The organism is Cupriavidus sp. 05N40, assembly GCF_056397305.1.
Map to the genome: position 1 here is coordinate 1 of NZ_JBFTND010000017.1, position 23,642 is coordinate 23,642.

Below are 23,642 nucleotides of genomic sequence, written 5' to 3' on the forward strand. Positions count from 1 at the left end.
GGCGCGGCGGCGGCGCCGAGCCCGCCAGCCATCGCCTGGCCCATCACGGCGCCGGCCGCCAGGCTCGCGCCCAGGCCCGCCACGCCGCCCTCGTTCTGCGCGGCCAGCGGGATCGAGCTGGCCACCTGGTACTGCGTGTACCTGGCCATATCGCCCATCATGCCCATCGAGATGCGGGTGTCGATGGCCTTCTGCAGCTCTTCCGGCAGCGACACATTGGTCACCGCGAAGTTGTCCAGCGCCACGCCGTAGCGCTCGAACTCGGGCGCCAGCCGCTCGCGGATGGTCTGCGACATCAGCGCCTGGTTGGCGGCCATGTCGAGGAAGGGCACCGAGGCGCCGCCGAGCGTGGACGTCATGGTGGCGATCAGCAGGTTGCGCAGCTGCTCCTCCACCTCGTCGCGCGTATATTCGGCGCGCGTGCCGCTGATCTCTGCATAGAACTTCGCGACATCGGCGATCTTGTACGAATACAGGCCGAAGGCGCGCAGCCGCACCATGCCGAAATCGGCGTCGCGGATGGTGACCGGCTGCGCCGTGCCCCACTTGCGGCCGATCTGCAGGCGCGTGCTGAAGAAATACACATCGGACTTGAAGGGCGACTCGAACAGCTTGTCCCAGTTCTTCAGGTAGGTCAGCACCGGCAGCGTCTGCGTGGTGAGCTTGTACATGCCAGGCCCGAACACGTCGGCGATCTTGCCTTCGTTGACGAACACCGCCATCTGCGATTCGCGCACGGTCAGGCTGCCGCCGTACTGGATCTCCATGTCCTCCATCGGATGGCGCCAGGCCAGCACGCCGTCGCTGTCCTCGGTCCATTGGATGATGTCGATGAACTGCTTCTTGATGAACGATCCGATGCTCATGGCGATCCCCAGGTTTCTCGGCAATATGCGGGCAGGTTCAGGAAGGGCGTTGGTCCGCGCGCGTCACGACAGGCACGCCGCATTGATGGCGCCGACCACCACCGAAATGGCGCCCATCAGGCCGCCCATGCCGACGTTGTTCGACTCGATGGCCGCATCCATGTCGGGCAGTGCGCGCGCCAGGCCCGCATAGGCCAGCGCCTGCACCAGCATGGCTCCCACCGCCCACACCAGGAACATCACGAAGGTGTCGTTGTGCTGGATGCTGGACGACAGCGTGAAGCAAAAACCGAACATCGCGCCGGACAGCGAAAGCGCCGCCGCGAGGTTGCCCTGGCGGATCAGCGCGAACTCGCGGAACGGCGTGATCCTGGTGTAGACTCCGACGAACACGGCCAACAGGGCAAGGCCGGCCAGCAGGTGCAGCACGTACGCGTAGATGCCTTGCATCATCGATGTTCTCCGGCGGATTCCGCGGCGCCGCGACCAAACGGCAGCGCTGTAGCGCGTGGCGCTCAAGTATATCGTTGTCCATTTCCGCTCATCGCAACAATTTGCAATCCGCCGGGCGCCGGCACGCGCCCACGCCTGCGCCTGCGCCGCTCCCCTTCCACCCGCCCTGCTCGCCCGCCGACCGCTCCTGAATCGTCCCTGAACCGATGCGCGACCGTACCCTTGTTCTTTCGGTGTTGATCGTGGCGTCCTGCGGGCTCGGCTACGAGCTGATCGCCGGCGCCCTGTCCAGCTACCTGCTGGGCGACTCCATCCTCCAGTTCTCTTCCATCATCGGCTGCTACCTGTTCGSCATGGGCGTGGGCTCGTGGCTGTCGCGCTACGTGAAGGACGAGGATGTGCTGGCGCGCTTCATCGATATCGAGATCCTGATCGGGCTGATCGGCGGGGTCTCGGCGGCGCTGCTGTTCGTGGTGTTCGCCTGGCTGTCGGCGCCGTTCCGCACCGCGCTCTATGCGCTGGTGTTCGTGCTGGGCGTGCTGGTGGGCATGGAGATCCCGCTGGTGATGCGCGTGCTCAACGCGCGCCGCACCGCCTTCAGCGAGCTGGTCAGCCGCGTGCTCACCTTCGACTACCTCGGCGCGCTGGCGGTGTCGCTGGTGTTCCCGCTGGTGCTGGCGCCGCGCCTGGGCCTGTCGCGCACGGGCTTCCTGTTCGGCATGCTCAATGCCGGCGTGGCGCTGGTCACCATCCATATCTTCCGCGACGAACTCAAGGCGGCGGTGCCGCGCATGCTGCGCGCCTCGCTGGTGCTGGTGCTGCTGGCGGGCGGCTTCGCCGGCTCGGGGCGCCTCACGCACTGGGCAGAGCGCGGCATGTTCGGCGACGAGATCATCCACAGCGAAAGCACGCCCTACCAGCGCCTGGTGATCACGCGCTGGAAGGACGACCTGCGCCTTTACATCAACGGCAACCTGCAGTTCTCCTCGCGCGACGAGCACCGCTACCACGAGGCGCTGGTGCATCCGCTGCTGCAGTCGTTGCCGTGGGCGCGGCGCGTGCTGGTGATCGGCGGCGGCGACGGCCTGGCGGTGCGCGAGATCCTCAAGCACCGCAATATCGAACACATCACGCTGGTGGACCTGGACCCCGCCATGACCACGCTGTTCTCGCGCAGCGCGCCGCTGGTGGCGCTCAACCAGGGCTCGCTCAAGGACGCGCGCGTGCAGGTGGTCAACGCCGATGCCGCGCAGTGGCTGGAGCAGCACGACGACATGTTCGACGCCATCGTCGTCGACCTGCCCGACCCGTCCAACTTCGGCCTCGGCAAGCTGTACTCGGTGCCGATGTACAAGCTGCTCTCGCACCATTTGGCCGAGAAGGGCTATGCGGTGGTGCAGTCCACCTCGCCGTACTTCGCGCCGCGCTCGTTCTGGGACATCGACGCCACGCTGCGCGAGGCCGGGCTGCACACCTGGCCGTACCACGCCTATGTGCCGTCCTTCGGCGAATGGGGCTTCATCCTGGCCGGCAAGCGCGCCGACTACACGCCGCCGGCCAGCTACGACGTGCCGCTCAGGTTCCTCGATGCCGACAGCACCGCGCTGATGTTCTGCTTCCCCGCCGACATGGCGCCGCGCGAGGCGCGCCCGAACCGGCTCAACGAGCAGACGCTGGTGCACGATTTCGAGCAGGACTGGCGCAATGTCATCCGCTAGCGGCACCCTCAGCGTGATCCTGGCGACGTCGCGCGGCCTTGCCGTGCCGCTTGTCCTGCCTGCGGTCGCGCGCCGGGCCAGGACAGCTTCGCTTCATCGTCGCTGCGCTGCCGGACCAACCCGTGCGGGCGCTCACAGGGAGAGAGCATGGACCGCCGCCGCTTCCTGATCGCTGCCGCGGGCGCCGCCGGCACCGGCCTGCTGGCCGGCTGCGACCAGCTCGGCGACGAGGCGCGCCGCTTCCTGGCCGGGGTCGGCCTGCGCGAGCCGGCGCCCATGGTGCTGCGCCCGGGCATGGCCGAGGGCCATGCGCTGCGGGACGCCGCGAGCTGGACGGCGCCGCAGGAAGAGATCGTGACCGATGTCGCCATTCTCGGCGGCGGCGTGGCCGGGCTCAGCGCGGCCTGGCAACTGGCGCGCGCGGGCATGCGCGACTTCGTGCTGGTGGAGGGCCCGGAGTTCGGTGGCAACGCGGCGGGGGGCAGCTTCGGCGAGCTGGCGTTTCCGCGCGGCGCGCATTACCTGCCCCTGCCCTCGCTGGAATCCGTCCACATCCGCGAGATGCTGGCCGACACCGGCGTGATCGCGCGCGATCCGTTCGCGCCGCGCCCGGAGTTCGACGAGCGCGCGCTGGTGCATGCCCCGGACGAACGCCTGTTCTTCGATGGCAAGTGGCACGACGGCCTGCTGCCCAGCGAGGCCGTGGCGCCGGCAGAGGCGGCGCAGCACGCGCGCTTCCTGGCGCGCATGGAGCGGCTCAAGGACGCGCGCGGCAGCGACGGCCGCAAGGCCTTCGCGATTCCGCTGGCGCTCGCCTCGCAGGACCCGGCCTGGACCGCGCTGGACCGGCAGAGCATGCGCCAGTGGATGAGCGCCGAGGGCTTTACCTCGCCGACGCTGCATGGCTATGTGGACTACTGCTGCCGCKACGACTACGGCGCCGGCCATGACGTGATCTCGGCCTGGGCGGGCGTGTACTACTTCGCCAGCCGCGCCGGCCATGCCGCCAACGCCGCCGACGGCGCCGTGCTGACCTGGCCCGACGGCCTGCACACGCTGGTGACGCGGCTGTCGGCGCGCATCGATGCGCACCGCGCCGGCGCCGGGGCCGGGCCCTGGCGCCGGCCTGGCATGGCCGTGCAGGTACGCGAGCAAGGCCGCGAGGTGGAGGTGCTGTGCGCGCGGTGGCCCGGCGGCGGAGCGGCCGGCGCGCCGCGGCTGTATCGCATCCGCGCGCGCCGCGTGATCTGCGCCATGCCGCTGCACGTGGCCACCCATGTGGCGCAACTTGGCGCGTTCGGCTTCGACCCCGCCCGGCACCTTCCGCCCAGCGCGCCGTGGCTGGTCTCGAGCTTCCGCCTGCGCGGCTTCCCGCCCGAGCAGCCGGGCGTGCCGCTGGCCTGGGACAACGTGGTCCACGGCGGGCGCGGGCTGGGCTATGTGGTCAGCACGCACCAGCTGATCCGCCAGGCCATGCCGGCGGCCACCGTCTTCACTGCCTACTGTCCGCTGGACCCGGCCGCATCAACGGGTACGGCTCCCCGCGCGCCTGCGGATGTGCGCGGCTGGCTCGCCGGGGCCAGCCCCGCCGAGCTGATGGACTATGCCACCGCCGACCTGCACGCCGTCTACGGCCGCGCCTTCTGGCGCCACGCGGATGCGGTGGAGATCACCGTGCGCGGCCATGCCATGGCCTCGCCGCGCACCGGCTTCCTCTCCAATGCCGGCAGCGCGGCGCTGCGCGCGGCCGACGGCCGCATCCTGTTCGCGCACGCCGACCTGTCCGGCCTGTCGGTATTCGAGGAAGCTGCCTGGTGGGGCACGCGTGCCGCGCAGAAGATCCTCGGCTGAACCGCTGGCCGGTCCAGCGATCCAAGTGCGGCTTGCGCCACCGGGGATGGCAGCACCGCTGCGAATGCCGCATCCTGTAGAATTCCTGGCACGGTTTCGTGTCGAACACTGCGATTCACGATTCGATTCCACGATTCCGAACCAGACGTATTTTCCGTGCGCCCCATTCGCTTGCTGTTGCTGCTCCTGATGCTTGCCGTCATGCCCTTCCAGAGCTGGGCAGGCGCTAGCGTGTGCGCAAGCGGCAACACCGGATTGCCTGCCGACCGGACGCAGCATGCGTGCGCCGTGGCGGCCGGCGGTGCGGATCAGGACCGCGGGTCGCCCGCGGTCTTTGCCGCAACGGCCTTTGACCAGGCCGACCACGACGGCAGCGACGCCAAGGATCCGTCCCAGGGCGGCGCCGACCTCGCCGAATCCCTGCTGCCCGCCGCGCCGTTGCGCGTGGCCGCCGGCCTGGCGCGCAGCGGCGCGCCGCTGCACCGCCCGGGCCTGCTGCCCGACCCCGACCTCCCCCTCCAGCAGCGCCCGCCAAGCGCCTGAGCCCCGGCGCGCCGTCCTGGCGCGCGCCTCGTTTCCCGCACCTCGCCGTCAGCACCGGCGCGCCATCCGAGGCGTGCCGCGTGTGCGTCATCCGCGCATTGCCGCGCTGTCCGCGCCCGTGCGAGGTGCCAGTGCCCGTTTTGCCGTTTTTCCCTTTGATTCGACCGACTTTCCTCACAGACCAAAAATGAAACGCGTCCTGCTCTTCCTGGCGACCAACCTCGCCGTCATGCTTGTCCTCAGCTTCACCGCCAGCCTGCTCGGGGTGAGCCGATTCCTCACCGGCAACGGGCTCAACCTGGGCATGCTGCTGGCGTTCGCCGCCCTGATGGGTTTCGGCGGCTCGTTCATCTCGCTGCTGATGTCCAAGATGATCGCCAAGTGGTCCACCGGCGCCCAGGTCATCACACAGCCCGGCAACAGTACCGAAGTCTGGCTGGTGCAGACCGTGCAGAGGCTGGCCCAGCGCGCCGGCCTGCCGATGCCCGAGGTCGCCATCTACGAAGGCGAACCCAACGCCTTCGCCACCGGCGCGACCAAGAACAGCTCGCTGGTGGCCGTGTCCACCGGCCTGCTGCAGACCATGTCGCACGACGAAGTGGAGGCCGTGCTGGCGCACGAAGTGGCCCACATCGCCAACGGCGACATGGTCACGCTCACGCTGATCCAGGGCGTGGTGAACACCTTCGTGATCTTCCTGGCGCGCGTGGTCGGCTATTTCGTGGATTCGATGCTGCGCAAGAACGACGAGGAATCGAGCGGCCCCGGCATCGGCTACATGATCACCGTGGTGGTGTGCGAGATCGTGTTCGGCGTGCTGGCCAGCATCATCGTCGCCACCTTCTCGCGCCATCGCGAATACCGCGCCGACGCCGGCGCGGCGAAGCTGATGGGCTCGCCGACGCCGATGGTGGCGGCGCTGCGCCGCCTCGGCGGCCTGGAGCCCGAAGGCCTGCCGCAGAACATGCAGGCCATGGGCATCGCCGGCGGCAAGTCGTGGCTGTCGCTGTTCTCCAGCCACCCGCCGATCGAGCAGCGCATCGCCGCGCTGCAGTCCCGCGGCTGAACGCGCGCCTGGCGACGCGCCGGCCGCTCTAGGCTGGCGCAGCCGCCAGGCTCGTTGCGGGGCACGCCCGGAACGCCGCCCGGTAGCGCTCGGGCGTGGTCTGCATATGCCGCTGGAAGGCCTGCCGCATCACGTCGGCATTGGCGAAGCCGGTGGCATGCGCGATGCCTTCCAGGCGCCGGCCGTCTTCCTCTAGCAGGCGCCGCACCGCCTCCACCCGCAAACGCTCCACGTAGCGCGCCGGCGTCTCCCCGACCTGGCGCGCGAACACGCGGGCAAAATTGCGCGGGCTCATCGCCACGCGCTCGGCCAGCACCGGCACCGACAGGTCGCGCGCCAGGTGCTGCGCCATCCATCCCTGCAACTCGCGCAGTTCCGGGTTCTGCGCGCTCTGCGCCTGCAGCATGGTGGAGAACTGCGCCTGGTTGCCCGGGCGCTGCAGGAACAGCACCAGCTCGCGCGCCACCGCCAGCGAGGCGGCGTGGCCGAGATCGTCCTGCACCAGCGCCAGCGCCAGGTCCATGCCGGCGGTGACGCCGGCCGAGGTATAGAGGTCGCCGGCGCGGATCCAGATCGGGTCGGGATCGACCTCCACCTGCGGGTGCTGCGCGGCCAGCCGCGCGGCGTGGCGCCAGTGCGTGGTGGCGCGGCGCGCGTCGAGCAGCCCGGTATTCGCCAGCATGAAGGCGCCGGTGCAGACGGCACCGAGGCGGCGCACATGCGGCGCCTGCGCGCGGATCCAGTCGATCAGGCGCGCGTCGGTGGCCGCCGTGCGGTGGCCGGAGCCGCCGGCGATCAGCAAGGTATCGATGGGTCCCGGCAGCGTCTGCGCGATGCGGTGGTAGGGCGCGTCGGCCAGCAGCCGGATGCCGCTTTCGGTACGCACCACGCCGTCGTCGCTCACGCTGGCGATGCGGATGTCGTAGGCGGGCCCGCGCCTGCCTTCGAGCCGGTTGGCGTGGCCGAACACCGCGCTCGGCCCGGTCACGTCGAGTTCCTGCGCCGGATCCGGCGCGACGATCACCACGCTGCGTGGCGGATCGTCCGGCAAGGCAAGGCTGGCTGGCATGGCAGTCGCTCCGCGGCGGGAGCCTGGGGCAGTGGGTGGCCTGCCGATCATACCGGCGCGCGCGTTCATCCCGCCAGCACCGCCCGGCGCGCGACGCCGCGCTGCCAGCCCAGCGTGATCGCCAGCGCCACGGCCAGCGCCGGCAACACGGCCAGGTTCACTGCCTGCCAGCCGTAGCGGTACAGCACCTGCCCGGCAGCCAGCGTCGCGAGCGCGGTCAGCACGGCGGCGGAGAACTCGGCCAGCGCCTGGGTACGCGCGCGCTCCGCGGGGCGATAGGTCTCGGCCAGCAAGGTGGTGCCGCCGACGAACATGAAGTTCCAGCCCACGCCGAGGCACAGCAGGGCCACGTAGAACGCGGGCAGCGCCGTGGACGCCAGCGCCACCAGCGAACCCGTCGCAGCGAGCGCGATGCCGCACATCAGCATCGGCCCGCGGCCGAAGCGCTGCAGCAGCCAGCCGGAGAAGAACGACGGCGCATACATGCCGACCAGGTGCCACTCGATGATCTGCGCGCCTTGCGTGATGGTGTGGCTGCACGCCACCGCGGCGATGGGGGTGGCCGTCATCACGAACATCATGACCGCGTTGCCAATGCCGTTGTTGGCGAAGGCCGCCAGGAACAGCGGCTGGCGCGCGATCTCCGCGAGCGGGCGCGCGGGCAGCGCGGCCTCCGCGCGTTGCGCCTGCACCACAACGTGGGCCGGCGCGTCGCGATAAGCGAGCGCCAGCAGGAGCACGGTGGCGAGCCCGAACACGGCCACCACCGCGTAGGCGCCGGCGAATGGCTGCGCTGCCATCAGGTCGCTGCTCCACGCGGCGATGGCCGGGCCGCAGACCGCCGCCACCACGCCGCCGGTCAGTACGGTGGAGATCACGCGCGGCTTGTCCGCAGGCGCGGCGGCGTCGGCGGCGGCGAGCCGGTAGAAGCGCGCGAACGCCTGGAACACGCCGACCAGCGCGGTGCCAACGCAGAACGCGACGAAGTCATGGTGCGAGATGGCCCATACCGACACCAGGCCGCCGGCGCAGCAGGCCAGCCCGCCCAGGCAGAACGCCACGCGGCGGCCCAGGCGCTCGATCAGGAAGGCCGCCGCGATGGCGGTGACGGCGGAGGCCACGGTGATCAGCGCGAACGGCAAGGTGGCCAACGCCTTGTCCGGCGCGAGCGTGTAGCCGACCAGGCCGGTAAGCGTGAGGTCGACCGAGAGGGCCGAGGTAAACAGGGCCTGGCAGACCGCCAGGAGCCGGGCTTGCGATAGCGCGGAAGGTGTCATCGGGCGCTCCGGTGAAGGGCGTTGGGGATGACACCGAGCGTAGGGAAAGCGCCGCCACGCCGGCTGACAATGATCCGCAGATTTCTGCCATGCGGCGCGGGCGGATTCCCGGGCGGGCCAGCCGGTCAGTTGAAGACGTCCTGCCTGTAGCGCCCCTGCGCCACCATGCCGGCCAGCCAGTCCGACGCCGCCGCCTCTGCCATGCCGCCCTGCTGCGCCGCGATCTCGATCAGCGTGCGCCGCACCGCCGGCGCCATCTGCCGTCCGTCGCCGCACACGTAGAGCGCCGCGCCTTCCTGCAGCATCGTCCACACGGCGGCGCGGTCGCGCCATAGCAGATGCTGGACGAAGCGCTGGTCCGGCGCGCTGCCGGTCGAGTACGCCGCATGCGCCTGCACCACGCCCGCGTCCTGCCAGCGCGCGATGTCGTCGCGGTACAGCCAGTCGTGTTGCGGATGGCGGCAGCCGTAGTAGAACTGGCTGACGCCAACCTGCGTGCCCGCGGCCTTCTGCGCGGCGCGTTCTTCCAGGAAGCCGCGGAACGGCGCGATGCCGGTGCCCGGGCCGACCAGGATCATCGGCCTGGCGGGGTCGGCATCGGGCGCGAACGGCGGGTTCGGCGTGCGGATATGGGCAGCCACCACCGCGCCGGGCCCGAGGCCCTGCAGCCAGGTGGAAGCCACCCCGCGAAAGACGCCGCGCCCCGACAGCGCGGGCGACCAGACCGTGCCGACCGTGATGGTGGCCACATCGGGCGACACCGCGGGCGACGAGGCGATGGAATAGAAGCGCGGCCGCATCGCCACGGTGCAGGCCAGCAAGCCCGGCAAGGTCAGCTCGATGGCCGGATGGCGCACCAGCACATCCACCAGCCCAAGGCGCTGCGCGCTCGCCCTGGCCGCATAGCCTTCCGCAGGGTCGTCCGAAGCGAGGCGCTCGAGCGCGGCGCGCGTGAACGGGCAGCGCGTGTATTGCAGCAGCGTGCGCAAGGTCTGGCGCGACACCACGTCCTGCAGTTCGATGAAATGCGTGAGCAGCTCGCGCACCGGCAGCGCCTCTTCCAGCGGCAAGCCGCGCGCGGCGGCAGCATGCGCGGCGGACAGCGTCACCATCGCATCGGGATCGAGGTCGAGCCGCGCGCACAGGTCTTGCACCAGCGCCGGCTGGTTCTGCGGATAGACCGCGAGGTGGTCGCCGGTGGCATAGCGTGCGCCGGGCGGCAGCTGCAGGCGGATATCGCGCGTGGACGTGCGCGGTGCTTCCTGCGCGAAATCCCACAGGCCGGCGGGATCGTTGACCAGTTCGGTATTGGCGAGCACGGTAAAGGCCTGCGTGGACGGCGGCAGCGTGCCGGCGCGAATGGCCGCGATATCGCGCAGCCGCACTTCGACGCCGCCCGCCGCGGCCGCATCCGTCACGTCCGCTCCCTGCGCCAGGCGCAAGGCCTGCAGCGATTGCCACAGCGCCGCGAGCCACAGTTCGGCGGCGTGATCGAAGTCGCCGTTGCCGTCGGCTTCGCCGCGCGGCAGCAGCGGCATGGCGCCGGCCGCGCCGAAGAAATCGTCGAGGCGCTTGGGGAAGGCCTCGTACGTGGACCACTGCGAGTTCCCGCAGCCGAGCAAGGCAAAGCGCAGGCCCGGCGCGCGATAGTCCGCGCCGGAACCCGGCAGCGAGTCCGCCCGCCGCCGGTCGAGCATGGCCTCGAAGCGCCGCGCCGAATCGGGCGCGCGCCCGTTGTAGGTGGCCGCCACGATCACCGCCAGTCCTTCGGTGGGCAGCGCGTCCACCGCGTCGTCGAGGTCGCGCAGCGTGGCGGCGAAGCCGGCCTGCAGCGCGCCGGCGTGGATCTGCTCGGCCAGTTCGCGCGCGGTGCCCAGGCTGGAGCCGCACAGCACCGCCAGCGGCAGGCCGTCGCCCTGCACCGCCGGGCGCCCGGCCTGCACGCCGGCCACGCTCGCGGCGGCGGCCACGATGCGCTCGTGCGGACGGCGGCGGCGCGCGCGCAGCGTGAAGGCGTCCGGCTTGAGCGTGAGCGTTTCCTTGATGCGGAACTGGTAGTCGTGCGGATCGCTGAACTGGAAGTTGCGCAGCATCAGCGCGAGCGCCAGCTTGGCCTCGGTCAGCGCGAACTGGCGCCCGATGCAGGCACGCTCGCCGTTGCCGAACGGCTTGTAGGCATGCGGATGGATGCGCGCCTCGTTCTCCGGCAGGAAGCGGTCGATATCGAAGCGATCGGGATCCTCCCATACCTTGGGGTCGCGATGCAGGCCGGTAAGCACCACCGACACGCGCCGGTTCTTCTGGATCAGGTAGCGTCCGCCCAGCACGGTGTCCTCGAACGGCGCCACCGAGAAGCCCGGCGCGGTGGGCCACAGCCGCAGCGTTTCCTTGAGCACGCGGTCGATCACCTGCAGGCGGGCCAGGTCGGCATAGACCGGCGGCGCGTCGCCGGGCAGCACGGCGTCCACTTCGGCATAGGCCTGCGCCAGCACGCCCGGGTTGCGCAGCAGCTCGTACAGTGCGAAGGTGAGCATGCCGCTGGTGGTCTCGTGCCCGGCGATCAGGAAGGTGATGACCTGGTTGCGGATATTCACGTCGTCCAGGCGTTCGCCGGTCTCGGGATCGCGCGCGTCGAGCATCAGGTTGAGCAGGTCGGGCGCGGGCGCCTGGCCCTGCGCGGCCGCCGCGCGGCGCTGCCTGACCACGTCGTCCACCAGCTCGCGCATGAAGCCGACATCGGCGGCGAACTTGCGGTGCGCCGCATGCATGAACTTGTCCTTGATGGCGAAGCGCGTGAGCTTGCCCATGGCCTCTTCGAGCGCGCCCACCATGGCGTCGATGAAGGGATGCAGCTTTTCGCTGGCGAAGGAATCGAAGTCGTAGCCGAAGCCCGACAGCGCGATGGTGTCCAGCGTGAGGCGGGTCATGTCGTCGGCCACGGCGATGTCGGCGCCGGGGCCTTGCCGGTCCCATTTGCCGACCAGGCGCTCGGCCACGCGCAGCATCACGTCGAAGTAGCCCTTCATGGCGCGCTGGCTGAAGGCCGGCATCAGGATGCGGTGCGCACGGCCCCAGTTCTCCTCGTCGTGGTCGGCGGTAAACAGGCCGTCGCCACCCACCTCGCGCAGGTAGGACAGCGGCGGGCCGATCAGCTTGCGGTAGCGCTGGCCGTCGGACAGCTCCGCCACCAGCTCTGCATCGGAGATGAAGGCCACGCGCCGCCCGGCGAAGTTCAGCTCGAAGATGCCGTCGAACTCGCGGCTGCGCGCTAGCAGGTGCTGCGCGACCATGCCGGGCGTGACCTGCAGGAGATTGCCGACCACCGGCCAGCCGGGCGCCTGCGGGATGGGCTCGAGCGCGCGCGTCACCGGCGCGGCAGCCGCGGCGGAACCGGTAGCGGCGGAGACGGAAGCCGGGTTGGAGACTGGCTGCATGTTCAGGTCACCGTTCGAAGTCGGCGCGCAAGGCGCCGGGGTTGTGCCGGGCGGCCCGCGGGCCGCGCGTGTCTCGTGTGTCTTCGTTCTTGGACGTAGACAAGCGTCTACTTTTGCAGCAAAGTAGACGAATGTATGCCGAGTGTCAATTCCAAACGGTTTTTCGCAACGGCCTCGTGCAACAGGATCACGCAACAGGATCGCGCAACAGGATCGCGCAACAGGCCGTGCCCGGCCCGCTCCGGATATGCTTGCGCTATCCCAGCCTCAATTTTTCAGACCGATACCATGGATGACGTTGCCGCCGGCAAACGCAAACTGATCGACGCCGCGCTGCGCCTTGCCGCCGCGCGGCGCAGCTTCGCCGGCCTCGGCCTGCGCGAGCTTGCGCGCGAAGCGGGCCTCAATCCCAACACCTTCTACCGCCATTTCGCCGATATGGAAGAACTGGCACTGACGGCCGTGGCCGAGGTCAGCAACGAGCTGCGCCCGATGCTGCGCGCGGTGCGCTGGGCCGCGGCGCGCGACAATCCCGGCGAGGTCGCCACGCGTTGCTGCGAGGCCTTCTTCGCCTACGCCGAGGCGCACCCCGACGCCTTTATCGTCGGCGTGTGCGGCAGCACCGGGCCGCAGCCGGCGCTGCGCCACGCGGTGCGCCAGCTGCTGGCCGACATCGCCGCCGAAACGGCGGAAGACATCGAGCGGCTGGCACTCTGCCCGGGGCTGCCGCGCACGGCCATCGACGACCTGATCGCCTACGTGGTGTCCTACCTGTTCCATCTGTCGACCGACTATCTCGAAGACAACGCGCAGGGGCGCCGCAAGCGCATCGAACAATCGCAGCAGCTGATCTGCTGGCTGCTGCATGGCGCCGCGGAGCAGCAGCGCGGGCCCGCGCATGTCCAGGCCGCCGCGCCCACTGCGGGCCGCAAGCGCAAGCCGCAGCAGGGGCGGCCGCACTGAGCGGGGCGCCAGGACAAGGCCGGGTAACGACAAGCAGTGGTGACCAGCGAGCGAGGAGCCGATGAGCCTGCAGAACCTGTTGCTGTCCTATGGATTGAGAAAGCGCCTGAAGCGCGGGCCACCGCCCGCGCAGATCGACGTGGCCGCCGCGCGGCGGGCGATGTCGCAGTTCGGGCACAATGCGCGCGTGCCTGCGGGCTGGCGCATCGAGCGCTCCGGGGACGCCGGCTTGCCTGGGGAATGGACGCGCCGCGAAGGCGCCGGTGCGCATGCTGATCTGCAGGCTGGCTCGCAGGCCGATGTGCCGACGCTGTTCTACCTGCATGGCGGCGGCTACTACTTCTGCACGCCGCAGACGCATCGCCCGCTGACGCTCGCACTGGCGCGCAAGACCGGCATGCAGGCGTTCTCGCTGGACTACCGGCTGGCGCCGGAGCATCCGTTCCCCGCCGCGCTGGACGATGCGCTCGCTGCCTATGCGGCGCTGCTGGCGCGCGGCATCGCGCCGGGGCAGATCGTCATCGCCGGCGATTCGGCCGGCGGCGGGCTGGCGCTGGCGACGCTGCTCGCGCTACAGGCGCGCGGCCTGCCACTGCCCGCCGGGGCGCTGCTGTTCTCGCCGTGGACCGACCTCGCCGCCACCGGCGAAACACTGCGCAGCAACGACCGCCACGACGTGATGTTCCATGGCGAATCGATCGCACGCGCCGCCCGTCTCTATCTCGGCAAGACCGCCGCCACCGAGCCGCTGGCATCGCCGCTGTACGCGGATGCCGCCGCGCTGGCCACGCTGCCGCCGCTCTATGTGCAGGCCAGCGACAAGGAAGTGCTGCTCGACGATTCGCGCCGGCTGGTCGAGCGCTGCCTGGCCGCCGGCGGCCAGGCGGAGTTGCACATCTGGCGCGGCTTGCCGCACGTCTGGCAGCTCTATCACCCCTTCCTGCCCGAGGCGCGCCGCGCGCTGGGCGATGCGGCGGCCTTCGCCAGCCGCGTCACCCGGAACTGAGCGCGCCGGCGCGCTCACGCCAGCCGCGCATAGCCGGCGGCTGCCGCGGCGCGCGCCATGCGCGCCACCGGCGCGTAGTGCGCCAGCGCCGTGCGGGCGATGCCGCGCAGGCGCAAGCGTTGCGCCAGCGCCGGCTCGGCATCGATGACCTGTTCCAGCGCATCGCCCACGCGCGCGCTCAGCGCCGGGCTCGCATGGCGCGAGCACACCAGCGGCAGGCCGGGCGCGCAAGCGGTGCCGCCGATCTGGCGCAGCGCCGCCAGCCGTGCGGGCAGGTGGTCGCGCACGAAGGCCAGCGTGACGCAATCGATGGCGGCCACGTCCGCCTCGCCGTGCGCCACGGCGTCGAGCGACGCCAGGTGCGAGCCGGTGCGCAGCGCGGCGGCAAAAAAGCGCCCCTGGCGTGCCAGCGGCGCCACCGCATGACGCAAGGCGTTCATGCCGCTGTGCGAGGCGTCGTCGTTGTACGCCACGCGCAAGCCGCGGCAATCCGCCAGCGTGGCCGGGCCGCCGGCGCGCACCACGATGGCACTGCTGTAGTGCTCGCCGTCGCAGCCCGGCGCATCGAACCGCGGCGTGCCGACGACGCGCACATGGCGCTGCAGGCCCTGCACCAGGGGGTAGCCGCAGGCCTGCGACAGCAGCAGGTCCGGGCGGCGCCAGAACGCATGCAGCGCGTCGTGCGTGGTGCCGGGGTCGACGGCGCGCAGGTAGAGCGGATCGGGCCCGCGCGCCAGCACGTCCGCCACGCGCGCAATCAGCGCCAGCCAGTCCGCGCGCAATGCGGGCGTCACGTTGTACATGGGCAGCGCGGCCACCCAGTGCCTGCGGTCATCCATGCGCGTTCACCCTGTCAGCCGCGCGCGCGCATCATTGCCGGCGCGCGTACCCGTTGCCGCCACCGCGGCGGCATGGCGGCGCGCGTCGCGGAACAGCGGATGCACCACCGGCGCGGCCGGGCGCAGCGCGAAGCGCGCCAGCCATTCGCCGTAGCCCTTCACCACGAAGCCGCCGCTGCGCCGCCGGTAGCCCGGCGCGCGCGTGCGATAGATGCCGCCCAGCGCGAACCACGGCACTGCCGGCAAGTCATGATGGACCAGGTGATAGTTGTTGTTGAGGAAAAGCAGGCGCCACGGCCACGCCGCCTCGTTGATGACGCTGCGCCGCGCCGGCAGCGCATGCGGCCGGTGCTCCTGGAACGAGCGCACCGCCGACAGCGACAACGCCGGATACGCCACGCCCGCCAGCATCAGCCACGGCGCGATGCCGCACGCGCGGTCGAGCCAGGCCAGCAGCGCGGCCAGCGCCAGCAGGTGCGCGAGCCATATCGGCACATCGCGCAGRTCGCCGCTGCGCACCTGTCGCCATGCGGCGGCCATCGTCTGCGCGATGGCGAACGCCGGCCCCAGCAGCACGCGGCCGGCCATCGTATTGCGCCAGCGCAGCAGCATGCGCAGCGCGGGGCCAGACGCCTGCCAGTCGCCAGGCAGCAGAAAGTAGCTCTCCGGGTCGGCCCCGGGGTGCGTGAGATGGTCGGCCGCGTGATGGATCAGGTGTTCGCGGCGGTAGAGGCCGTACGGAAACCACACCGCCAGCGGCGCCGCGCCGAACAGCGCGTTGAGCCASGGCAGCCGSGTGGGATGGCCGTGCAGCARTTCATGCTGCAGCGACATGTACCACGTGGTGGCGACGGTCAGCAGCGCCGCCGTCAGCGGCAGGCCGAGGCGGGCCGCGTTGAGCGCGGTGCCGAACCACGCCGCGTAGACCGCCGCGATCAGCAGCCAGGTCGGCAGTTCGGTGCGCCAGAGCCAGGCGCGGCTGGCGCGCGCGATCTCCGCGCGCTGGATGTCGTCCAGGTAGATTGCCATGGCTGCGTCATCGTTGAACGGTGGCGGGCTGTACGGCAATCGAGGCGATGCGGACACCCAGGGCATCCCGCGCCGCCTGTCAAGCCGATGGGCGGCGAGCGCGGGGATGTCAGACCAGCTTAGGCGCCGTGGCGGAAAACGGAACGAAGGAAAGCCGATATGGATATGCGCACGCAGGCACGGGTACGCGCCGCGCGCTCAGTCGAGCACCTTGCCGCGCTGCGCCTTGACCTGGCTGCGCTGGTTCTTGCCCTCCAGGCGCCGCATGCGTGAGCCGAAGGTGGGCCGCGTGGGCCGCCGCGCGCGCGGCGGCGTGGCCACGCTGCGCACCAGCTCGTGCAGGCGCCGCACGGCTTCCTCGCGGTTCATCTCCAGGCTGCGATGCTGTTGCGCCTTGATCACCACAACGCCATCGCGCGTGATGCGGTGGTCATGCAGCTGCAGCAGCCGTGCCTTGTGGTCGTCGTCCAGCGACGACGACGCGCGCACGTCGAAACGCAGGTGCACCGCGTTGGACACCTTGTTGATGTTCTGCCCGCCGGCGCCCTGCGCGCGGATCGCGGTGATCTCATACTCGGTGTGGGGGATGTGGATATCTGGCGCCATGGCACGGATCATAGCAAGGCCAGGCGCGTCGACGTGGTGTCGGGAGGCGAAGCCGGGCCCGCCTCGCGGCACCCGCTTCGCCAAGGGAACGCCAAGGGAGCGTCAAGGGAAACCCGGTATTGCGAATCGTTCTTATCCACACTATGCTGATGCGCCAATCCACATTCCGGAGACCTTTATGCAACGTATCGCCCTGCTCTTGCTGGCCGGCGCATTTTCGACGGGCGCCTTCGCCAGCGCCAAATGTGTTGCCCATCCCAAGGCGGAATGGATGAAGGAGGCCGACGCCAAGGCCAAGATCGAAGCGCAGGGCTACACCATCAAGAAGTTCAAGGTGGACGGCAACTGCTATGAGATCTATGGCACCACGAAGGAGGGCAAGAAGGCCGAGATCTACTACGACACCAAGACGCTCGAGGTGGTCAAATCGGAAATCGAGAAGTAAGCCGGGAAGCGAGCCGCGCGCCGGTCCCGCCGCAATGACGGCTGCCGCCTCCGTTCGCGTCTGGGACCGCGTCGTGCGCGCCACGCACTGGTGCGTGGCGGCCCTGGTCCTGTGGGATCTGTACGAGGACTCGGGCGGCCCGCTGCATCGCAATCTCGGCTACGTGGCGGCCGGCCTCGTGCTCGTCCGCCTGGCCTGGGGCGCGATAGGCAGCAAGCCCGCGCGGTTCTCCAGCTGGGTGCCGGGCCCGTCCGGCCTCGCCACCTATTGCAAGGCCCTGGCAACGGGCCATCCGCCGCGCTACCTCAGTCATAGCCCGCTTGGTGCCGTGATGATGCTTGCGCTCTGGTTCCTGATCCTCGCGCTGGCGGCGACGGGCTGGATGTCCCGCCTCGACGCCTACTGGGGCGAGGACTGGGTTACCCGCCTGCACGGCGTGCTGGCCTACATCCTCATGGGCCTGGTCGCGCTCCATGTCATGGCCGCCATCGCGATGGGACGGCTTCACCGCGAGAACCTGATTGCCGCCATGCTGACCGGCAACAAGCGTCAGGGCGATCCGCCCGGGACCGATCCGCCTCGCTAGCCCCGCGTGGGAATCCGTCCGGCCAGGCGAAGCCATCCCGCACCGCTGCGGACCGGCACGAGGCAAGGCCGCGCATTGAGGCATACTTCTCTCGTGCGGCCCGCCGCGCGCCCGCTTCTTTGATCCCATCCGAAAGCTCCGGAATCGTGTCGGCGCACGTGGAGCCACCGCCATGCCAAACGTCGGACGACTTGTTCGCAGTGCCAGCCTGAACGGCTACATCGAGCTGATGGAGTCGCTTGGGCGTGATCCCGGGACGTTCCTTCGGAAGGTGGGGCTGTCGGCGCGCCTGCTCCGGGAACCCGGTGCGGTCATCCCCAGCCATGCCCTGCGCGAGTTGCTGGAAGTCACGGCAAGCRCCACGGGCATGGAAGACCTTGCGCTGCGGCTGGCGGCGCGCCGCACGTTCTCCAACCTGGGACCGATCAGCCTGGTGCTCAAGGAAGAGCCCTCGCCACGGCAGGCGCTCGATGCCTTGTGCCGTTACCTGAAGCTGCTCAGCCCCTCCCTGATCATGCGCATCGAGGATGTCGGCCAAACCGTCGTCATCAGCGAAGACCTGCTGCCCGGCCCGGGCCCGGCGACTCGCCAGGCGATGGAACTGAGCGTGGCCATGATGTTTCGCATCCTGCGCGAACTGATCGGCCCGCAGTGGCGGCCGCAACAGATTTGCTTCACGCACCGTCCGCCGGCCGACATGTCGGCCCACCGCGCGTTTTTTGGCCGCAACCCGATGTTCAACCAGTCGTTCAACGGCATGGTCTGCGCGGCGGCCGATCTGGACAAGTCGCGCACGCCCGACGACTCAGGGGCTACGCAACTGGCGCGCGACTACCTCGACGCAGCCCTGAGGCGCCGCGGCGACGGCATGCGCGAATCGTGCCGCGAACTGATCATGGCACTGCTCCAGGGTGGACGCTGCACGGCCCAGCAGGTGGCGCGGCACCTGCGCATCGATCGTCGCACGCTGCATCGCCATCTCATCGCGGAAGGGCTGACCTTTTCGGTCGTGCTCGACGAAGTGCGCTCGGAGCTGGTGATGCGTCACCTGCGCGAGAGCGACCTGCCAATCGGCGAGGTCGCGGGCCTGATGGGATTTTCGAACCAGAGCARCTTCAGCCATTGGTTCCGTGCCGCCTTTGGCTGCAGCGTCACGCAATGGCGCATGCAGACGGCCGACCATTCGGCAAATGCGGCGGCTTCAACCCTGAGGCGTCGCCGCCCGGTTCCCGCCGTCAGTCGGCAATGAGCACGATCTTGCCCATGTGCTGACTGCGCTCAATGTAGGCGTACGCTTCACCGATCGAATCCATCGGGAATGTGCGGTCGATCGGCAGGCGAAGCTTGCCTTTACGGAAGTACGGCAGCAGATCGCGCGCGCAAGCCTGGACGCACTCGACGCGCTCCTGCTCGCTGCGCGTGCGGAACGTGGCACCCATCAGCTTCAGGCGATTCAGCCACAGCAGGTTGATATCGACCTGCGCCGTGCTGGCCCCGCCCAGCCGCGCGAGATTGACCAGGCGCCCCTTTACCGCAAGGCTCTTGATATGGTCCTCGAAGACCGAGCCGCCAATGGTATCCATGATGACGTCAACGCCACGGCCGCCGGTGGCAGCCATGATGGCTTCGACCTGGGGCTCGCGGGATGCATCGATGCCGACATCCACCCCATGGCCGCGCAGGCGCTCCAGCTTTTCCGCCGACCTCGAAGACGCGATCACCGGCCGGGCGCCAAGTGCCGACGCGATCAGGATTGCGGCCATGCCGATGCCGCCCGAGGCACCATTGATGAACACCGACTCGCCGGCCTTCAGCTCACCGTTGCTGACCAGCGCGTCATGGGCGGTGATGAACACATTGGGGAACGCTGCCGCGTCGATCCACGACACATCCTCCGGGACCGGCATCAGCGCCAGCGGGGCGGCGACCACATATTGGGCGTGGCAGCCGCGGCCATGGCCCATGACCCGGTCGCCTTCGCGCCAACCGCTGACCTGGTCGCCAACGCTCTCGACCTCGCCCGCAAACTCGACGCCGGCGGTCATCGGGGCGCCCGTACGATGCTCCCGCATGTACTTGATCTCGCCATAGTTGATCCCCGACGCACGCACCCGGACCAACACCTCGTTGGGGCCCGGCCGCGGAACCGGAATGTCCTGCACCGCAAGCCGACCACCGTCGGCGCCGGGCAATACGCGTACTGATTTCATCCTGCCTCCTGTTGATCTCGTCCTGCTGGCGTCGTGACGCCAGCGCCTGCCTGCCTTTCAGTTGCTGCTTGTCGCGATGCGTTGGCGGTCGCGAGTTCCGGCGCCGCAACGACGTATGCAATGAACTTCATCCGCACGGCGACCGGATTCGGGAGTCATCACTCCGGGGTGAAGTGGATCGAGCGCAATAGCTTGCCCTGGCGCTCGTAGGATTCCCGCACGTCCCTTGAAAGCTCCTCCGAGGTAGCCGGCGAGCCAATTTCCATACCCAGGTCTTCGATCTTTCGCCGTAGCGAGGGCGATTGCATGGCCTTGAGCGTGGCCTCGCGCATTTTGGCCACCACGGCCGGCGGCACACCTGGCGCCGACCAGAGCCCCATCCAGCCCACTTCATTGAGATCGGGATAGCCCAGCTCTGCAAAGGTGGGAACGTTGGGAAGCGCGGAGATCCGCTGGGGGAAGGCCACCGCGAAGGCCCTGAGCTTTCCGGACTTGATGAACGGCAACGACGTTGCCGGGCCGTCGAACATAAGAGGCACCTGTCCGCCCATGATGTCCTGTAGTGCGGGCGGGGACCCCTTGTAGCTGACGGCACCGGTATCGAGTCCGGCGAGACGATTGAATTGCACGCCGATCGTCTGACCACGCAAGCCGATGCCAAAGTTCGCGTAGTCGATCTTGCCCGGGTTCGCCTTGATGTACGTGACCAGCTCGGCAAGATTCTTCGCGGGCAAAGCGGGGTTCCCGACGAATATGAGGCCCTGCCGGGTGAGCTGGGCAATCGGCACGATGTCCTTGAACGGATCGTAGGACACCTTGATGGCGTGCGGCACTTCGGCGGCAATCCCCTTCTGGATCAACAGGAATGTGTATCCGTCCCGCGGCGCGGACAGCAGGCCCTGGACGGCGACGACGCCAGCCGCGCCAGACTTGTAGTCGACGATAACAGTCTGGCCAAGCGGGCCCTGCAACTCATAGGCAAGGAGGCGAGCCACGATATCCGCGGTGCCGCCCGGCGGCGCGCCAACGAGTATCCGCACAGGCTTGGCTGGCCATCCGGCGGCCTGGGCGGCATCCATGGCCGGCATCCACGCGCCAATGGCGAACGTGAGCGCCAGGGCCTGGCTAGCAATCTTGGTGAGGCGTYTCATTGCGGTCTCCTTTCTGTCGGACCGGCCGCTACCGATGCGGGGTGGTCTCCGCAATCGGCATGCGTGGCCGGTAGCGAAGCACGTATCGCGTGGCAGCGTCGCTCGGCGGGCGGGCTGGGCGTCTCACTGCGTCTTGCGCAGGAAACCCTGAGTGCCGCCATTTCGGTTGGGCGCGAAGCCGTTGGCCTGCAAGGACTCCTCCACCGAGTCGTAGAACACGCCGATCTTGCTGATCTCCCGCGCTTGCTTCGCGGTGGCGATCTCGCGACCAAATTCGTGCGAGATGCGTACCAGTTGCTCGATCTGCTTCACGGTGCTCTGTTTCGCGGTACGCCTCTGGTTCCACAGCACGTCCTCCGTGCCGCATCGCACATGCAGGCCCATGGCAATTCCCATCATGTTGACCGGGAGCACGTTTCGCACGTTGCTCTCCACCGTCACGACCGCGCCGTCCGGCACGCCGCGCATGAAATTGGCGAGGCTGTACGCGTTGGGCGTATCCATGCCGCCACCGATCGCCACCCAGTTCATGACCAGCGGCCCTTTGTAGAAACCGCGGCGCATCAGCCGCTCCACAGACTCGAAGCTGTTGGTGTTGTAGCACTGGAAGGCGCTCTGGATACCCTTGGCGGTCAGGCGGCGGACGTGCTCCTCCACCCAGCCTGGCTGCGCGGGCACCGTCATTTCCTTGTAGGCGTTGAAGCTGGCCGGATTCGCGCGCGAGGTACCCCGGAAGTCCGCGTCTTCCGCATGATCGGTGACGTTCATTTGCGAGGTGTTGACCGTCACCGTGACCTGGTCCGGCGTGGGATCCAGCTCGGCCAGCATGTGGCGGGTATCGTCGGACAGCCACTTGGCGGCCTGGCCTTCGTCCTCGGGGGCGAAGGAAATGGAGCCGCCCACCTGGATGATCATTTCCGGCACCGCCTTGCGCACGCCGGCGATCAGTTCATTGAACTTCGACAAGCGCTTGCTGCCCTTGCCATCGAGTTCGCGCACGTGCAGGTGCAGAACCGTGGCGCCGGCGTTATAGCAGTCCACCGCCTTCTGGATCTGGTCTTCCATCGTGACGGGAATGTCCTCGGGGAAGTCGGAGGGCAGCCAGCCCGGGGCATAAGGTGCGGCCGTGATGATCAGCGGTTGCTGGTTTTCGGGAAAAAGGTGACCGTCGAGGAAATTCATGGTGATTCTCCGGAAAGAGGGGCTGTGTGCGAATCAGCAGGGGGTGTCGCCCACGATGCCGGCGCGCTCCATCTTGCGCGGTGCCGGCCAGTAGTCGTTGAGTGCGTAGTGCTGCGTGCAGCGGTTGTCCCAGACCGCGACGTCGCCCTCTTGCCACGACCAGCGGACCTGATATTCGGGAATGGTCGCGCGGCTGATCAGGTAGTTGAGCAGCAAGGAGGCGCCGGGCGCCTTGTCGATGCCGTGGCGCACGTTCGCCGGCGTGCTGTAGTTGGTGAGGTGCGTCGAGAACCCCGCGCCGACGAACAAGATCTTCTCGCCGGTCTCCGGATGAGTGCGCACCACGGGGTGCTCCACCGACGGATGCTCCTGGACCAGCCTGGCGCGCGCTTCCGGCGTCATGACAGCCCCGAAGCTTTGCTCGATGCTGGCCCTGGCCCGCAGGCCGTCGATCTTCTGCTTGATCTCCTCCGGCAGTTCCTCGTACGCCTTCACCATGTTCACCCAGATGGTGTCGCCGCCGATCTCGGGGCATTCTATGCAGCGCAGCACCGCCCCCATTGCGGGGTTGGGGCGCCACAGGCCGTCGCAGTGGTAGTTGTTCTCGTAGCTGTGCGGGTTGTCACTCCGGTACACGCGCACGAGGCCCGGATAGTCCGGATCGCTGCCGACCACCGGATGGTCTTCCAGCTTGCCAAAGCCGCTCGCGAAGGCCACGTGCTCCGCGCGCGTGATGGCCTGCTTGCGAAAAAAGAGGACCTTGTGCTTGAGCAGCGCCACCTTGATCTCGGCGAAGAGCGCCGGGTCGCGCGATGCCTCGCCGAGATCAACTTCCGAAATCTCGGCCCCGATGGCGGGGGTGATTTGCCTGATTTTCATTTTCTCGTCTCCTGCAGTCTGGTGAATCCAGGGACAGTTCAGTGCCTGGCTTCTGGAGAACGAGTATCTGGGGCTCCCGACTTCCGCGCTTGCTTTCCTGGGACATCCATTTGCTAATTTGGGACACGGCGAAGAGACCGCGACAAGCCGCCATGCGTTGCGTGAAAGCAGCCGGCACGCATCGGGTGCCGAATCCGTATCGCGTTGTGGGCAGAAAGGTTCGGTAACGCCGAAGCGCGGGGCGTGCCGATGCCGGGCGGTGCCGGATTGAAGGCATTTGGCCCCGATGCCTTACCTCGTTGCCAGGGACGCATGGACGGCCGCGAGATCGCAGGCGCAGTGAGACTGCCGGGCGCAATCGGGATCGCAATCGCGATTGGGAGTGGCTCGACGCCTGCCGCCGGGCGCCCCGGGAAGCTGCGATGCGAGGCGAGCCGCCAGCGCATGTCGGCGCATCTTCGGCCCTTCA

21 protein-coding genes are annotated in these 23,642 nt (G+C 69.0%); 9 read left to right on the plus strand and 12 right to left on the minus strand.

Translation table 11 applies throughout. The features are described from left to right. Both AC1DO7_RS06375 and AC1DO7_RS06380 read right to left on the minus strand, forming a co-directional pair. Nucleotides 1–866 (minus strand): SPFH domain-containing protein (locus AC1DO7_RS06375; RefSeq protein ID WP_477115903.1); only part of this gene is annotated, 866 nt, incomplete at its 3' end. Between the two features lie 63 nt (nt 867–929). Further along, a complete protein-coding gene (locus AC1DO7_RS06380) occupies nt 930–1,316 on the minus strand; it encodes a DUF350 domain-containing protein (RefSeq protein WP_441613054.1) in 387 nt (128 codons plus the stop codon). Nucleotides 1,317–1,525: 209 nt separating this feature from the next. Here AC1DO7_RS06380 and AC1DO7_RS06385 point away from each other — a divergent pair, with 209 nt between their 5' ends. The 4 genes from AC1DO7_RS06385 (at nt 1,526) to htpX (ending at nt 6,497) form a co-directional block, all read left to right on the plus strand. Next, nucleotides 1,526–3,037 carry a polyamine aminopropyltransferase gene (locus AC1DO7_RS06385; RefSeq protein WP_477115904.1) on the plus strand — a complete coding sequence of 504 codons (1,512 nt, stop codon included), beginning with the start codon at nt 1,526–1,528 and terminating at the stop codon, nt 3,035–3,037. 147 nt (nt 3,038–3,184) lie between these two features. Then, nucleotides 3,185–4,888 carry an FAD-dependent oxidoreductase gene (locus AC1DO7_RS06390; RefSeq protein WP_477115905.1) on the plus strand — a complete coding sequence of 568 codons (1,704 nt, stop codon included), beginning with the start codon at nt 3,185–3,187 and terminating at the stop codon, nt 4,886–4,888. A 156-nt stretch (nt 4,889–5,044) separates the two neighbouring features. After that, a complete protein-coding gene (locus AC1DO7_RS06395) occupies nt 5,045–5,431 on the plus strand; it encodes a hypothetical protein (RefSeq protein ID WP_477115906.1) in 387 nt (128 codons plus the stop codon). Between the two features lie 187 nt (nt 5,432–5,618). Beyond that, on the plus strand, nt 5,619–6,497 hold the full coding sequence (gene htpX / locus AC1DO7_RS06400; RefSeq protein ID WP_441612932.1) for a protease HtpX: 879 nt from the start codon (nt 5,619–5,621) through the stop codon (nt 6,495–6,497). 28 nt (nt 6,498–6,525) lie between these two features. On the opposite strand, the gene AC1DO7_RS06405 is transcribed toward htpX, so the two are convergent. From AC1DO7_RS06405 to AC1DO7_RS06415, 3 genes are all read right to left on the minus strand, one after another. Continuing rightward, complete coding sequence (locus AC1DO7_RS06405) at nt 6,526–7,566, minus strand: GlxA family transcriptional regulator (RefSeq protein ID WP_441612931.1); 1,041 nt, start codon at nt 7,564–7,566, stop codon at nt 6,526–6,528. 65 nt (nt 7,567–7,631) lie between these two features. Continuing rightward, entirely contained in the window at nt 7,632–8,843 is a 1,212-nt protein-coding gene (locus AC1DO7_RS06410) for an MFS transporter (protein WP_441612930.1), read from the minus strand. Nucleotides 8,844–8,968: 125 nt separating this feature from the next. Beyond that, nucleotides 8,969–12,277 carry a bifunctional cytochrome P450/NADPH--P450 reductase gene (locus AC1DO7_RS06415; RefSeq protein WP_441612929.1) on the minus strand — a complete coding sequence of 1,103 codons (3,309 nt, stop codon included), beginning with the start codon at nt 12,275–12,277 and terminating at the stop codon, nt 8,969–8,971. A gap of 288 nt (nt 12,278–12,565) precedes the next feature. Here AC1DO7_RS06415 and AC1DO7_RS06420 point away from each other — a divergent pair, with 288 nt between their 5' ends. Both AC1DO7_RS06420 and AC1DO7_RS06425 read left to right on the plus strand, forming a co-directional pair. Continuing rightward, nucleotides 12,566–13,240 (plus strand): TetR family transcriptional regulator, encoded by a 675-nt coding sequence (locus AC1DO7_RS06420; RefSeq protein ID WP_441612928.1) that lies wholly within the window; start codon nt 12,566–12,568, stop codon nt 13,238–13,240. A gap of 61 nt (nt 13,241–13,301) precedes the next feature. After that, nucleotides 13,302–14,246: an alpha/beta hydrolase fold domain-containing protein gene (locus tag AC1DO7_RS06425; RefSeq protein WP_441612927.1), complete on the plus strand. Its 945-nt coding sequence runs from the start codon at nt 13,302–13,304 to the stop codon at nt 14,244–14,246. Between the two features lie 14 nt (nt 14,247–14,260). Here the strand turns inward: AC1DO7_RS06425 and AC1DO7_RS06430 are convergent, their stop codons facing one another. The 3 genes from AC1DO7_RS06430 to arfB form a co-directional block, all read right to left on the minus strand. After that, nucleotides 14,261–15,085, minus strand: coding sequence for a phosphate/phosphite/phosphonate ABC transporter substrate-binding protein (locus tag AC1DO7_RS06430; RefSeq protein WP_441612926.1), 825 nt, complete (start codon nt 15,083–15,085; stop codon nt 14,261–14,263). Nucleotides 15,086–15,091: 6 nt separating this feature from the next. Continuing rightward, a complete protein-coding gene (locus tag AC1DO7_RS06435) occupies nt 15,092–16,114 on the minus strand; it encodes a fatty acid desaturase (protein ID WP_441612925.1) in 1,023 nt (340 codons plus the stop codon). A gap of 198 nt (nt 16,115–16,312) precedes the next feature. Further along, entirely contained in the window at nt 16,313–16,720 is a 408-nt protein-coding gene (arfB, locus tag AC1DO7_RS06440; protein WP_441612924.1) for an alternative ribosome rescue aminoacyl-tRNA hydrolase ArfB, read from the minus strand. A gap of 178 nt (nt 16,721–16,898) precedes the next feature. Between arfB and AC1DO7_RS06445 the strand changes: the two genes are divergently transcribed. The 3 genes from AC1DO7_RS06445 (at nt 16,899) to AC1DO7_RS06455 (ending at nt 19,000) form a co-directional block, all read left to right on the plus strand. Then, entirely contained in the window at nt 16,899–17,165 is a 267-nt protein-coding gene (locus AC1DO7_RS06445; RefSeq protein WP_441612923.1) for a PepSY domain-containing protein, read from the plus strand. Nucleotides 17,166–17,199: 34 nt separating this feature from the next. Further along, nucleotides 17,200–17,751: a cytochrome b/b6 domain-containing protein gene (locus AC1DO7_RS06450; protein WP_441612922.1), complete on the plus strand. Its 552-nt coding sequence runs from the start codon at nt 17,200–17,202 to the stop codon at nt 17,749–17,751. Nucleotides 17,752–17,923: 172 nt separating this feature from the next. Then, on the plus strand, nt 17,924–19,000 hold the full coding sequence (locus AC1DO7_RS06455; RefSeq protein WP_477115907.1) for an AraC family transcriptional regulator: 1,077 nt from the start codon (nt 17,924–17,926) through the stop codon (nt 18,998–19,000). Here the strand turns inward: AC1DO7_RS06455 and AC1DO7_RS06460 are convergent. The 4 genes from AC1DO7_RS06460 to AC1DO7_RS06475 all read right to left on the minus strand — a co-directional run bounded on the left by AC1DO7_RS06460 (nt 18,987) and on the right by AC1DO7_RS06475 (nt 23,173). Then, nucleotides 18,987–19,961, minus strand: coding sequence for a quinone oxidoreductase family protein (locus AC1DO7_RS06460; protein ID WP_441612920.1), 975 nt, complete (start codon nt 19,959–19,961; stop codon nt 18,987–18,989). The two genes, AC1DO7_RS06455 and AC1DO7_RS06460, sit on opposite strands and share 14 nt — an antisense overlap. Nucleotides 19,962–20,119: 158 nt before the next feature. Then, complete coding sequence (locus AC1DO7_RS06465; protein ID WP_477115908.1) at nt 20,120–21,112, minus strand: Bug family tripartite tricarboxylate transporter substrate binding protein; 993 nt, start codon at nt 21,110–21,112, stop codon at nt 20,120–20,122. Nucleotides 21,113–21,235: 123 nt separating this feature from the next. Then, nucleotides 21,236–22,294 (minus strand): beta-keto acid cleavage family enzyme, encoded by a 1,059-nt coding sequence (locus tag AC1DO7_RS06470; protein ID WP_441612918.1) that lies wholly within the window; start codon nt 22,292–22,294, stop codon nt 21,236–21,238. Between the two features lie 33 nt (nt 22,295–22,327). Then, nucleotides 22,328–23,173 (minus strand): TauD/TfdA dioxygenase family protein, encoded by an 846-nt coding sequence (locus tag AC1DO7_RS06475; RefSeq protein WP_441612917.1) that lies wholly within the window; start codon nt 23,171–23,173, stop codon nt 22,328–22,330. Nucleotides 23,174–23,642: the final 469 nt, after the last annotated feature.

Bases quoted from the DNA above. Each gene is read 5' to 3' on its own strand.
- AC1DO7_RS06470 (WP_441612918.1), bottom strand. From the start codon at position 22,294: ATGAATTTCCTCGACGGTCACCTTTTTCCCGAAAACCAGCAACCGCTG.
- AC1DO7_RS06425 (WP_441612927.1), top strand. From the start codon at position 13,302: ATGAGCCTGCAGAACCTGTTGCTGTCCTATGGATTGAGAAAGCGCCTG.
- AC1DO7_RS06410 (WP_441612930.1), bottom strand. From the start codon at position 8,843: ATGACACCTTCCGCGCTATCGCAAGCCCGGCTCCTGGCGGTCTGCCAG.
- htpX (WP_441612932.1), top strand. From the start codon at position 5,619: ATGAAACGCGTCCTGCTCTTCCTGGCGACCAACCTCGCCGTCATGCTT.
- AC1DO7_RS06420 (WP_441612928.1), top strand. From the start codon at position 12,566: ATGGATGACGTTGCCGCCGGCAAACGCAAACTGATCGACGCCGCGCTG.
- AC1DO7_RS06405 (WP_441612931.1), bottom strand. From the start codon at position 7,566: ATGCCAGCCAGCCTTGCCTTGCCGGACGATCCGCCACGCAGCGTGGTG.
- AC1DO7_RS06460 (WP_441612920.1), bottom strand. From the start codon at position 19,961: ATGAAATCAGTACGCGTATTGCCCGGCGCCGACGGTGGTCGGCTTGCG.
- AC1DO7_RS06475 (WP_441612917.1), bottom strand. From the start codon at position 23,173: ATGAAAATCAGGCAAATCACCCCCGCCATCGGGGCCGAGATTTCGGAA.
- AC1DO7_RS06430 (WP_441612926.1), bottom strand. From the start codon at position 15,085: ATGGATGACCGCAGGCACTGGGTGGCCGCGCTGCCCATGTACAACGTG.
- AC1DO7_RS06415 (WP_441612929.1), bottom strand. From the start codon at position 12,277: ATGCAGCCAGTCTCCAACCCGGCTTCCGTCTCCGCCGCTACCGGTTCC.
- AC1DO7_RS06445 (WP_441612923.1), top strand. From the start codon at position 16,899: ATGCAACGTATCGCCCTGCTCTTGCTGGCCGGCGCATTTTCGACGGGC.
- arfB (WP_441612924.1), bottom strand. From the start codon at position 16,720: ATGGCGCCAGATATCCACATCCCCCACACCGAGTATGAGATCACCGCG.
- AC1DO7_RS06380 (WP_441613054.1), bottom strand. From the start codon at position 1,316: ATGCAAGGCATCTACGCGTACGTGCTGCACCTGCTGGCCGGCCTTGCC.
- AC1DO7_RS06450 (WP_441612922.1), top strand. From the start codon at position 17,200: ATGACGGCTGCCGCCTCCGTTCGCGTCTGGGACCGCGTCGTGCGCGCC.